This window comes from Variovorax sp. P1_H12_2, assembly GCF_056405335.1.
Window position 1 is genome coordinate 1 of record NZ_JBFUCI010000198.1, and the last position, 11,056, is coordinate 11,056.

11 protein-coding genes and 1 pseudogene are annotated in these 11,056 nt (G+C 69.7%); 4 read left to right on the forward strand and 8 right to left on the reverse strand.

All coding sequences use genetic code 11. The features are described 5' to 3' along the window. Together AC1D2K_RS19495 and AC1D2K_RS19500 are read right to left on the reverse strand one after the other, a co-directional pair. On the reverse strand, positions 1 to 309 hold a 309-nt coding region (locus tag AC1D2K_RS19495), incomplete at its 3' end, for an RNA recognition motif domain-containing protein (protein ID WP_478090481.1). A gap of 222 nt (positions 310 to 531) precedes the next feature. After that, on the reverse strand, positions 532 to 753 hold the full coding sequence (locus tag AC1D2K_RS19500; protein ID WP_478090482.1) for a DUF3820 family protein: 222 nt from the start codon (positions 751 to 753) through the stop codon (positions 532 to 534). Between the two features lie 71 nt (positions 754 to 824). Here AC1D2K_RS19500 and AC1D2K_RS19505 point away from each other — a divergent pair, with 71 nt between their 5' ends. After that, complete coding sequence (locus AC1D2K_RS19505) at positions 825 to 2,084, forward strand: DEAD/DEAH box helicase (protein WP_478090483.1); 1,260 nt, start codon at positions 825 to 827, stop codon at positions 2,082 to 2,084. Between the two features lie 18 nt (positions 2,085 to 2,102). Here the strand turns inward: AC1D2K_RS19505 and AC1D2K_RS19510 are convergent, their stop codons facing one another. Both AC1D2K_RS19510 and AC1D2K_RS19515 read right to left on the reverse strand, forming a co-directional pair. Beyond that, a complete protein-coding gene (locus tag AC1D2K_RS19510; RefSeq protein ID WP_478090484.1) occupies positions 2,103 to 3,263 on the reverse strand; it encodes an acyl-CoA dehydrogenase family protein in 1,161 nt (386 codons plus the stop codon). Positions 3,264 to 3,302: 39 nt separating this feature from the next. After that, complete coding sequence (locus AC1D2K_RS19515; RefSeq protein WP_478090485.1) at positions 3,303 to 4,328, reverse strand: NAD-dependent epimerase/dehydratase family protein; 1,026 nt, start codon at positions 4,326 to 4,328, stop codon at positions 3,303 to 3,305. 90 nt (positions 4,329 to 4,418) lie between these two features. On the opposite strand from AC1D2K_RS19515, the gene AC1D2K_RS19520 reads away from it, so the two are divergent. Further along, positions 4,419 to 5,312, forward strand: coding sequence for a LysR family transcriptional regulator (locus AC1D2K_RS19520; RefSeq protein WP_478090486.1), 894 nt, complete (start codon positions 4,419 to 4,421; stop codon positions 5,310 to 5,312). Positions 5,313 to 5,316: 4 nt separating this feature from the next. Here the strand turns inward: AC1D2K_RS19520 and AC1D2K_RS19525 are convergent, their stop codons facing one another. From AC1D2K_RS19525 to AC1D2K_RS19540, 4 genes are all read right to left on the reverse strand, one after another. After that, complete coding sequence (locus AC1D2K_RS19525) at positions 5,317 to 6,957, reverse strand: Vgb family protein (RefSeq protein WP_478090487.1); 1,641 nt, start codon at positions 6,955 to 6,957, stop codon at positions 5,317 to 5,319. Positions 6,958 to 7,143: 186 nt separating this feature from the next. Next, positions 7,144 to 7,989, reverse strand: a complete 846-nt coding sequence (locus AC1D2K_RS19530; protein ID WP_478090488.1) for an ABC transporter permease — start codon at positions 7,987 to 7,989, stop codon at positions 7,144 to 7,146. A gap of 5 nt (positions 7,990 to 7,994) precedes the next feature. Then, positions 7,995 to 8,921 carry an ATP-binding cassette domain-containing protein gene (locus AC1D2K_RS19535; protein ID WP_442282107.1) on the reverse strand — a complete coding sequence of 309 codons (927 nt, stop codon included), beginning with the start codon at positions 8,919 to 8,921 and terminating at the stop codon, positions 7,995 to 7,997. Between the two features lie 37 nt (positions 8,922 to 8,958). Continuing rightward, on the reverse strand, positions 8,959 to 9,849 hold the full coding sequence (locus tag AC1D2K_RS19540; protein WP_478090489.1) for a LysR family transcriptional regulator: 891 nt from the start codon (positions 9,847 to 9,849) through the stop codon (positions 8,959 to 8,961). 109 nt (positions 9,850 to 9,958) lie between these two features. Between AC1D2K_RS19540 and AC1D2K_RS19545 the strand changes: the two genes are divergently transcribed. Continuing rightward, positions 9,959 to 10,603, forward strand: a complete 645-nt coding sequence (locus AC1D2K_RS19545) for a glutathione S-transferase family protein (protein WP_478090490.1) — start codon at positions 9,959 to 9,961, stop codon at positions 10,601 to 10,603. Further along, positions 10,600 to 11,056 (forward strand): annotated as a pseudogene (locus AC1D2K_RS19550) (flavin-nucleotide-binding protein); the annotation flags it as partial. The gene AC1D2K_RS19545 and the pseudogene AC1D2K_RS19550, both read left to right, overlap by 4 nt.

An 11,056-nucleotide genomic window follows, 5' to 3' on the forward strand; every position in this document is an offset into this window, starting at 1 on the left:
GTAGCCACCGCCGCCGCCGCTGCGGCCGCCGCCACCGCCGAAGCCGCCGGGCGAGCGGGGCTCCATCGGACGTGCTTCATTGACGGTCAGGCTGCGGCCGTCGAGTGCTTGGCCGTTCAGGCCTTCGATGGCAGCCAGCGCTTCCGCGTCGGTGCCCATTTCGACAAAGCCGAAGCCCTTGGAGCGACCGCTGTCGCGTTCCATCATGACCTTGGCGCTGGCGACCGAGCCGTACTGGCTGAAAGCCTGTTCGAGGTCGTTGTCGCGGATGGAGTAAGCGAGGTTGCCTACGTAAAGTTTCTTGCCCATGGAGGGACTCCTAATCAAACCAAAAAAACAAAGCGATGGAGTCCCAGTATCACAACAAACATAAGTGGCGCTGTGGCGCGAAACTGACCGATCACCGGTTCACGAAACTGGCAGTGACTGCCAGAAACGCTCCAGCATTGTCGTGCACTATCAGACTTTTGTGTGAACTTCCGCTAGAAATTCGAGTGATTATTTGTTCCGGGGCTGAAAAAAGAGACGAAATCAGCCCGGCGGCCGCCTGCGCAGCGGGTTCAGCAGCCCTTTGAGCCCGTTGTGGTCGATTTCGTGCATCAGCGACAGCAGGCGGCCGATTTCCCCGGGCGGGAAGCCTTCGCGGGCGAACCAGGTCAGGTAGTTGCCGGGCAGGTCGGCAATCAGCCTGCCCTTGTATTTGCCGAACGGCATCTCGCGGCTGACGAGCTTGTCGAGGTCCTCGGAATTCATCGTTGCTGTGTCGCCTGGTGGATGGTAGCTATGCTCCGTCATTCTCAACGCCCTATCCCGTGCCTCCATCCATGCCATTTCAATCGCTCGGACTCGATCCCGCCCTGGTGCGCGCCGCCACCGACAAGGGCTACGTCGCGCCCACCGCGATCCAGCTCGAAGCCATCCCGGCGATCCTGCAGGGACGTGACCTGCTGGGCGCGGCCCGGACCGGCTCCGGCAAGACTGCGGCATTCTCGCTGCCGCTGCTGCAGGCGCTCGCCGGCCAGCCCCGCCAGTCGCCCCGCCGCCTGCAGGTGCTGGTGCTGGTTCCCACGCGCGAGCTCGCCGCGCAGGTCGGCGAGTCGATGCGCAGCCTGGCGCAGCACCTGCCGGCGCCGGTGCGCATCGCGGTGGCTTTCGGCGGCGTCTCGATCAACCCGCAGATGATGGCGCTGCGCGGCGGCGCCGACATCATGGTCGCGACGCCGGGCCGCCTGCTCGACCTGATCGACCATCGCGCGCTCAGGCTGTCGTCGGTGGCCACGCTGGTGCTCGACGAGGCCGACCGCCTGTTCGATCTCGGCTTCGCCGAGGAACTGGGCCGCATCCTGGCGCTGTTGCCGGCGCGGCGCCAGAACCTGCTGTTCTCGGCCACCTTCCCGCAGGCGATCCAGTCGCTGGCCGACAGCCTGTTGAAGGAGCCGGTGCGCGTCGAGGTGGAGGCCGAGCCGGCCGGGGAGCCAGCGGCCATCCAGCAGCGTGCGATCGAGGTCGACGCCAGCCGCCGCACCCAGTTGCTGCGCCAGCTGATCAAGGACAGCGGCTGGACCCGCGTGCTGGTCTTCGTCGCCACCAAGCATGGCGCCGAGATCGTGGCCGACAAGCTGCGCCGCGCCGGTGTCGAGGCCGAACCCTTCCATGGCGTGCTGAGCCAGGGCAAGCGCACGCAGGTGCTGGCCGACTTCAAGGCTTCCCGGGTGCAGGTGGTGGTGGCCACCGACCTGGCGGCCCGCGGCATCGACGTCGCGCAGTTGCCGGTGGTGGTGAATTTCGACCTGCCGCGCTCGTCGGTCGACTACGTGCACCGGATCGGCCGCACCGGCCGGGCCGGCGAAAGCGGCGTCGCGGTGAGCTTCGTCAGCGCCGCGACCGAGGCGCATTTCAGGCTGATCGAGAAGCGCCAGGGCCTCAACGTGCCGCGCGAGCGGGTGGCCGGCTTCGAGCCGGTCGAGGTGCCGCCGCCCGCGCCCGCGGGCGAGCCGGGCACCGGCGGCGTCAAGGGCAAGCGGCCGAGCAAGAAGGACAAGCTGCGCGCGCTGCAGGCCGCGACCCCGGCGCGCGATCGGTAGGAGCCCGGGCGGCTGCCGTCATTCCCGCGGCGGCCGCTTCGCGATGCCCATGGTCTTGGCGAGGATGCCGAGCATCACCTCGTCGGCGCCGCCGCCGATCGAGGCCAGGCGGCCGTCGCGGAAGAGCCGCGAGACCCGGTTCTCCCAGGTGAATCCCATGCCGCCCCAGAACTGCAGGCAGGTGTCGGACACCTCGCGCGTGAGCCGGCCGGTCTTGAGTTTGGCCATCGAGGCCAGTTCGGTCACGTCCTGGCCCTGCACGTGCAGGTCGCAGGCGCGGTAGGTCAGCGCGCGCAGCGCTTCCACCTCGGTCTTGAGTTCGGCCAGCTTGAACTGCACCCACTGCTGGTCGGCCAGCGTGCCGCCGAACAGCTTGCGCTGCTGCGCCCATTCGATGGTGTCGGCGATGCACTCGTCGAGCGGCGCCAGCGAACTCGCCGCGCACCACAGGCGCTCTTCCTGGAACTGCTGCATCTGGTAGACGAAGCCCTGGCCTTCCCCGCCGATGCGATAGCGCTGCGGCACCCGGACCTCGTCGAAGTAGATCAGGCCGGTGTCGCTCGAGTGCATGCCGATCTTGCGGATCTTCCTCGCCTTTTCGATGCCGGGGCTGTCCATCGGCACCATGATCAGCGACTTGTTGCGATGCGCGGGGCCGTCGCTGGTGTTGACCAGCATGCACATCCAGTCGGCCTGCAGGCTGTTGGTGATCCACATCTTCTGGCCGCTGATCAGGTAGTCGCCGCCGTCTTTTCGCGCATGGCTCTTGAGGCCGGCGACATCGCTGCCGGCGCCGGGTTCGCTGACACCGATGCAGCCCACGGTCTGGCCTGCGATCGCGGGCGCCAGGAACTCGCGGCGCWGTTCGTCGCTGCCGAAGCGGGCCAGCGCCGGGGTGCACATGTCGGTCTGCACGCCGATGGCCATCGGCACGCCGCCGCAGCTCACGTGGCCCAGCGCCTCGGCCATCGCCATCGCGTAGGAGTAGTCGAGGCCGGCGCCGCCGTATTCCTCCGGCTTGTTGAGCCCGAGCAGGCCCAGCGCGCCGAGCTTGGCGAACACCTCGTGGGCCGGGAAGCTCTCGGCCGCCTCCCATTCGTCGACGTGTGGATTGATTTCCTCGTCGATGAAGCGGCGCATCGTCTTCTGGATCTCGAGGTGTTCGTGCGTGTAATTCATGCCTGGTTCCGGTCGGTCCTGCTGTGAGCGTGGACCACTCTAGGCCGGGTCGGCCGGGCGCGCTTGCGGGAAGTGGCTAGCGCCCGCTGCCGGCGTCGACCGCAGGCAGCCCAGGCCTTCGAGCGTGGCCCCGACCGCGAGGTCGATCGGCGTGTGCGGCTCGCTGCCGAGCAGCGCCAGCAGCCGCGCGTTGTCGAGGCGCACCGGCTGCTGCCAGAGGTAGCGCATCTCGCGCAGCTCGCGAAACACGGGCACGAACGGTGAGGCCAGCGCGACCAGCCACCACGGGAAGCGTCGGACGGGCAATTCGGGCTGGCCGCTGGCGCGCCGGATCGCCGCCTGCATCCGGGTGCCGTCGGCGTCCCAGTGGCCGCCCATGTGGAAGCTGTCGAAGGCTTGCAGCGCAGCCTCGCGTTCGACCAGTTGCACGATGGTCTCGGCCACGTCCGGCAGGTAGGCCCATTGGTGGCCGATGCCCGGCCGCGCCGGGTCGGTGATGGCGGCCAGCGGCTGGCCGGGCTTGACGAGGCCCTGCGAGAACCAGTTGTTGCCGGCGTGCGGGCCGAAGAAGTCGCCGGCTCGCACGATCAGCGTGCGCACGCCGCGCTCGGCCGCCGCGCGCAGGCGCTGCTCCATCTGCACGCGGATCGCGCCTTTGCGCGTCTGCGGGTGCTGTGGCGCGTTTTCGGCGATGTCGGGGAAGGCGTCGGGCCCGTAGTTGTAGACCGTGCCGGGCAGCACGATGCGGGCGCCCGAGACTTCGGCTGCGCGGATCGTGCTCTCGAGCATCGGCAGCACCAGCGTATTCCAGTGGCGGTAGCCCGGCGGGTTGACCGCGTGCACGATCAGCGAGGCGCCGCGGGCGGCGGCGACCACGCGGTCGGCGTCCATCGCGTCGCCCGCCAGCCATTGCGGCGCCGTCGTGCCGGCCGGCCACTGTGCCGCCGCCTTGGCCGGGTCGCGCGCCAGGGCCCGCACCTGCCAGCCGCGCCGCAGCAGGGCTGCCGTGGTTTCACCGCCGATGCCGCCCGTTGCACCGAGCACCAATACCGTTCCTCGTTCCATGACCGGTTCCTTTCGTTGAGGAACCCATTCTTGAAGCGGGCGAGGATAAACACAATTGTCATAACGCTGCTATCGGCTAGTATGAAATGTATGAGCCAGAGTTCTTTGGACTGGGAAAGCCAGCGCGCCTTTCTCGCGGTGCTGCGCGGGGGCAGCCTGTCGGCCGCGGCGCGGGCGCTGGGCGTCGCGCAGCCGACGGTGCGGCGCCGGCTCGAAGCGCTGGAGCGCTCGATCGGCGTCGCCCTCTTCACGCGCTCGCCCAGCGGCCTGTCGCCGACGGAGGCCGCGCGCGAACTCGGCGGCCATGCCGAGGTGATGGCCGCCGCGGCCGAAGCCTTCGCACGGACGGCTTCGGCGGACACCGACGCCGCCCACGGCACGGTGCGCATCACCGCCAGCGACGTGGTCGGCGCGGAGGTCCTGCCGTTGGTCCTGGCCGGGTTGCGGGAAACCCAGCCGGGCCTGGCGTTCGAACTCAGCCTGACCAACCGCAACGAGGACCTGCTGCGGCACGAGGCCGACATCGCGGTGCGAATGGTGCGGCCCACGCAGGCCGCGATGGTCGCCACACGGGTCGGCGTGGTCGAGCTGGGGTTGTTCGCCAAGGCAGGCTATCTGGAGCGCCATGGCACGCCGGCCGGCCTCGAAGACCTCGATCGCTTCGCGCTGATCGGCCCGGACCGCGAGACCGCCGACCTGCGCGCCTTGAGCGCGCTCGGCCTGCGCCTGGCGCGCCCGCACTTCAGTTGCCGCACCGACAACCAGCTCGCGCAGCTGGGCGCGATCCGCGCCGGCCTCGGGATCGGCATCTGCCAGAAGGCGATCGCGCGGCGCGATCCGTCGCTGGTGGCGGTGCTGCCGGAGGCCTTCAGCTACGGCCTGGACACCTGGGTCACGATGCACGAGGACCTGCGCCGCGTGCGCCGCGTGCGCGCGACCTTCGGGCACCTGGTCGGCGCCCTGACGGCCTACTGCGCCAGCTGAAGCCTCAGCGCTGGGGCCGGATCCGGTACAGCGCGTTGTCGCGGTCCGCCGTCATATAGATCGTGCCGTCGCTGCCGACCGCCACGCCGGTCGGCACATAGGGCGGCGGCATGCCGGGGCCGGGCTCGAGGCCGATCGGCAGGTTCTCGGCCACGGTGCGGCGGCTGCCGCTCACGGGGTCGATTTCGACCAGCCGCCGGGCCGCGCTTTCGGCCACGATGAAGGTGCCCCACGGCGTCYGCGCCACGCCTTCGGGCATCGCCAGCCCTTCGGCCACCGGGCGCAGCGGCGCGCTGGCGTCGAGCGGGATGCGCGTGAGCCTGCCCGCGGCCTCGGTGACGTAGAGCGCGCCGTCGCGGCCGACGATCATCTGCACCGGCCCGCCGAGCCCGCTGGCCAGCACCTCCCGGTCCTCGAACTTGGGACCCTTGGCGCGCGTCACGCTGCCGGTCGCGATCTCGGCGTAGATCACGCTGCCGTCGGCCATCGGGATCGCGTCGACCGGTCCCTTCAGGCCATGCAGCACGCCGGTGGTCTTGAGCGTCTTGCGGTCGACCAGCTGCACCGTGCCGGTGAACCACGACGTGAGCGCGAAATGCGTGGCCGACAGGCCGACCGCGAACGGGTATTCGAGCTCCGGGTCGCGCTGCATCCGGAAGATGTCGCGGACCGCACCGGTCGTGGCATCGACCTGCCGGAAGCCGAACACGTCGGCCACCCAGAGCTCGTTGCCGTCGATCTTGAGGCCGGCCGGCACCGCCAGCTTGCCGCCGGTGAGCAGGCGCAGCTCGCCGGTCGCCGGATTGAAGGCCTCGACCGAGTTGTCGGCCATGTTCGAGACGTAGATGGTGCCTTCGGGCGCGATCGCCAGGTTGTCGAGCGAGGGCTTGAGTTGCTTGGCCACGGTCTTGCGGCCGGTCGCCAGATCGACCCGGACCAGCTCGCCGCTGCGTGCATCGACCACCCACAGGTTGCCCTTGCCGTCGAGATTGGCGGCGGCCGGGATCTTGAAGCCCTCTGCGATCACGGTCATGGCGCCGTTCGAGGGGTCGATCTTCACCACCTGGCCCTTGAACCACAGCGGGCCGTAGAGCATGCCGTCGGGCCCGACCTCGAAGCCGTTGAAGCCGCCCATGTCCTTCTTGATCAGCCGCGGCGGTTTCTGGCCGGCGGGGTCGATCTCCCACAGCGCATCGCCCAGGAACACCTGCGACGCATAGAGCTTGCCGTTGCGGCGATCGAAGTCGAGCGAGTTGAGGCCGGGCAGGTCCTTGGCGACCACGCGCATCGGCGCGCCATCGTTGTCGCGCAGGCGCAGCATGCCCATCAGGTAGTTGGTCCAGGCGAGTTCGCCCTTGGGACCGACCGCGATGTCGTCGGCCTGGCCTTCGGGACCCTTGACCAGCACGCGGGCGGCGCCGGTCTGGCGGTCGACCTCCCACAGCGTATTGCCGACCACCGAGCCGGCGAGCAGCCGTCCCTGGCGGTCGATCGCCAGGCCGTGCACGCCCGAGAAGGCGGAAGGGGCGACGATCGCCTCGGGCGGGGCCCAGGCGGCGGGGCGCGTGGGCGGGGTCGGGGTCGTCGTGCAGGCGCCGAGGGCGAGCGTCGACGCCATCAGGAAGCCGCTCAGGACACGGTTCATGCTGTCTCCTCGTTGTGTCCGGACCCTAACAGCGGCGCGCCGCTTTGCAGTCACGAACGAGACAAGCGGTTCAGGCCGGCGCCGGGCCGCCCGCGCGGCGAAGTCCGCGCTCCGCGCTGACGGGCGGCCTGCCGACGCCCCCTCGGGGGGCAGCGACCACACGCAGTGAGGGAGCGTGGGGGCCCACTAAGCTCTGAAGCGCTTGCGCGTGAGGGCCAGCGCGATCCAGAACGCGACCACCGTGTAGGCGACGAGCACCAGCGCGTGCCGCCACCAGTCGGCCGGCCACTGGTCCATGAAGAGCGGCCGCACCAGCGCCACGGCGTTGGACAGCGGCAGCCATCCTGCGATCGTTCGCACCACGCCCGGCAACTGCTCGAGCGGGAAGAACACGCCCGACAGGAACATCATCGGCGTCATGAACAGCGTGAAGTAGTAGGTGAAGAAGTCGTAGCCCTTGGCCAGCGCATTGAAGATCAGCGCGATGCACGAGAAGGTGACGCCGACGCCGACCAGCACGAACCAGGCGACGATGAGCTTCGGGCTGTGGCTGATGCCCAGCGCCAGCATCACGAACAGGATCGCGGTGGTGGTGAAGATGGCCTTGAAGCCGGCCCACAGCATCTCGGCCAGCACCACGTCGTCGAGGCCCACCGGCGCGTTCATGATGCCGTCCCAGGTCTTCTGCACGTGCATGCGCGAGAAGGCCGAATAGAGCGCCTCGAACGAGGCCGCGTTCATCGCGCTCATGCAGATCGAGCCGCTGGCGAGGAACAGGATGTAGGGCACCGCGGCGCCGTCCACCTGCACCTGCCCGACCAGTGCGCCCATGCCGTAGCCGAAGGCCACCAGCCAGATCAGGGGCTCGGCGATGTTGCCGATCAGGCTCGGGATCGCGAGCTTGCGCCAGACCAGGAGATTGCGCAGGAACACCGGCCACCAGCGCATCGAAAGCTCGGGCGCGCGCCAGACCGAGGGCGCCGGTGGCGTGGGCGGGAGATCCGCCAGCGAGGAAGTCGTCGAGTTCGCCATGTCGGTCAACCATCCTCCCGGATCTGTCGGCCGGTCAGCTTGAGGAACAGATCCTCGAGATTGGCCGGCCGGTGGAAGGTGCGCAGGCCGCTGCGGTCGCCCAGCGCCGCCATCAGGCCGCGCGCGTCCTGGGTGTAGAAGAATACCGTTTCGCCGCTGACCTCGACGCGGGCCGCGAAGTCCTTCAGCGGCGAATGCGCCAGTTCGAGCGCGCCGTCGCCGTAGAGCTCGACCACGTCGGGCTCGAGGTGCTCGGCGATCAGGTCGCGCGGCCGGCCCTCGGCGATCTTGCGGCCGTGGTCGAGCACCAGGAGCCGCGAGCACAGCCGCTCGGCCTCGTCCATGAAGTGGGTCGTCAGCAGGATCGACTTGCCTTGCTGCAGCAGCACCTGCAGCCGCTCCCACATCAGGTGCCGCGCCTGCGGATCCAGCCCGGTGGTCGGTTCGTCGAGCATCAGCAGTTTCGGGTCGTTGACCAGCGCGCGTGCCAGCGAGAGCCGCCGCCGCATGCCGCCAGACAGCTCGCCGGGCTTCGCGTGGGCCTTGTGCGACAGTGCCGCGAATTCGAGCAGCTGCGGAATGCGCGGCGCGATCTCGCTGCGGCGCATGCCGAAGTAGCGTGCGTAGACCATCAGGTTCTCGGCGCAGCTGAAGTCGGGGTCGAGCGTGTCGAACTGGCTGACCACGCCGAGCTGCGCCTTGATGGCGCGCGCGTCGCGCGGCATCGAGAGGCCGCCGAGCGCCTCGATCGTGCCGCCGTCGGCCGCGGTGAGGCCCAGGCACATGCGGATGGTGGTGGTCTTGCCGGCGCCGTTCGGACCGATCACGCCGAGGCATTCGCCCGGCGCGATCTCGAAGGACAGGTCGTCGACGACCGTGGTGTCGCCGTAGCGCTTGCGCAGGTGGCTGGCGTGGAAGAGGGGAGTCGGCACCGGCGCATTGTGGCGCAAGCGCCCGCGATGCCCGGCCTCAGAGCCGCAGGCCGCTGAACTCGGCTTTCATCCAGTCGATGAAGACGCGGGTGCGCGTGGGCAGCAGCCGCGCATGCGGGTAGATCACGCTCACCGGGCGAGGCGGCGCCTCGAAGTCCTCGAGCAGGATCTCGAGCCGCCCCTCGGCCACCAGCGGCAGCACCTGGTAGGACAGGAACATGCCGCAGCCCATGCCGGCCGCGCAGGTCTCGATCGCCGGCGCGATGTGATTGAACTCGATGTTGCCCTTGACCGCGACCGCCAGCGGCCGGCCGTGGTCGCGAAACATCCATGGCCCCGTCGTGTTCGGCTGGACACAGACGCAGTTCGCGCGCGACAGCTCGCGCGGATGGCTCGGCCGGCCATGCGCGCGCAGCCAGGCCGGGCTCGCGACCACCACGCGGCGGATGCTGCCGAGTTGCTGCGCCACCAGCGAGGAGTCGTTCAGCGCGCTGATGCGAATGCCGACGTCGACGCCTTCCTCCAGCAGGTTCACGGACCGGTCGTGCAGCAGCACGCTGCAGCGCATCCGCTCGTAGCGCTGCAGGAAGCGAACGATCGCCGGCGCCACGTACATGTGGCCGAACAGCACCGGCGCCGTGACCGTGAGCTGACCCGCGGGCTCGGCAGCGTCGGCTGTGAGCGCCCGGTCGGCGGCGTCGGCGGCGGCCAGCACCTCGCGTGCGCTCTGCAGGTAGTGGCGGCCCTCCTCGGTCAGCGAGATGCGCCGCGTCGTGCGGTGGAACAGGCGCACGCCCAGGTGCGATTCGAGCGCCGCCAGCGACCGCACCACGGCCGGCAGAGAGGCGTCGAGCGCGTCCGCGGCCCGGGTGAGGCTGCCCTGGTCGGCGATCTGAACGAAGGTCTGCATGGCTTTCAGTCGGTCCATGCAGCGATTAGACCGGAAATCGGAGCAGTCAAATGCAATCGGAGTCATTACTCCGGAGTGAGGAACAAACAAGAATCGGCACACCCCCAACGCCTCAGGAGAAAACGCCATGACAACCCCCCGTCCCGCCGCGCCGATCAAGGTCTACAGTTCGACCGTCTCGGGCCATTCCCACCGTGTCCGGCTGTTCCTCTCGCTGCTCGGCCTGCCGTTCGAGACCATCGAGGTCGACCTGCGCGCGGGCGAGCACAAGCGCCCCGACTTCCTGCGCCGCAATGCCTTCGGCCAGGTGCCCGTGATCGAGGACGGCGACGTCACCGTGGCGGATTCGAATGCGATCCTGGTCTACCTCAACGAGCGCTACGCCGCCGATCCTGCGCGCTGGTACCCGCGCGATCCGCYCGCCGCGGCCCAGGTCCAGCGCTGGCTGTCGGTGGCCGCCGGCCCGCTGGCGGCCGGCCCGTCGGTGGCCCGCGTGATCGTGCTGTTGGGGCTGGCCCGAGACCCGGCCGAGGTGATTGCGCGCTCGCACGACCTGCTGCGGGTGATGGAGGGCGAACTCGCGGCGCGGCCGTTCCTGGCGGGCGCGTCCGCCACCCTGGCCGACATCGCCAACTACAGCTACGTGGCGCACGCGCCGGAGGGCAACGTGTCGCTCGAGGCCTACCCCCGGGTGCGCGAATGGCTGGCGCGCATCGAGGCGCTGCCGGGCTTCGTGCCGATGGTGGCTTCACGCATCGGGCTGCGGGTATGAACACCGCCATCGAGCCGTCGCCCTGGCACGAGGGCGAGCGCGCCATGCAGGCGCGCGCCGGTGTGCGCGAACGGATGGCGGCCCTCGGGCCACGGGTGATCCGGGATCACATGCCCGACCAGCATCGGGACTTTTTTGCCCAGCTTCCGTTCCTGGTCGCGGGCAGCCTCGATGCCGCCTCGCAACCGTGGGCCGGCGTGCTGGCGGCGCCGCCGGGCTTCGCGCATTCGCCCGACCCGCAGCGGCTGCGCATCGACGCGCTGCCGCTGGCCGGGGATCCCCTCGCGGCGGCGTTGGTGTCCGGCGCGCCGATCGGCCTGCTCGGGATCGAACCGCACACTCGGCGGCGCAACCGCATGAACGGCGTGGTGGAGGGGGTCGACGCCGCCGGCTTCTCGGTCGCGGTGCTGCAGAGCTTCGGCAATTGCCCGAAGTACATCCAGGCCCGCGAAC

What these genes read in the sequence shown, in the direction of transcription:
- AC1D2K_RS19500 (WP_478090482.1), bottom strand. Translation starts at nt 753, where the DNA reads ATGAATTCCGAGGACCTCGACAAGCTCGTCAGCCGCGAGATGCCGTTC.
- AC1D2K_RS19505 (WP_478090483.1), top strand. Translation starts at nt 825, where the DNA reads ATGCCATTTCAATCGCTCGGACTCGATCCCGCCCTGGTGCGCGCCGCC.
- AC1D2K_RS19515 (WP_478090485.1), bottom strand. Translation starts at nt 4,328, where the DNA reads ATGGAACGAGGAACGGTATTGGTGCTCGGTGCAACGGGCGGCATCGGC.
- AC1D2K_RS19520 (WP_478090486.1), top strand. Translation starts at nt 4,419, where the DNA reads ATGAGCCAGAGTTCTTTGGACTGGGAAAGCCAGCGCGCCTTTCTCGCG.
- AC1D2K_RS19530 (WP_478090488.1), bottom strand. Translation starts at nt 7,989, where the DNA reads ATGGCGAACTCGACGACTTCCTCGCTGGCGGATCTCCCGCCCACGCCA.
- AC1D2K_RS19540 (WP_478090489.1), bottom strand. Translation starts at nt 9,849, where the DNA reads ATGGACCGACTGAAAGCCATGCAGACCTTCGTTCAGATCGCCGACCAG.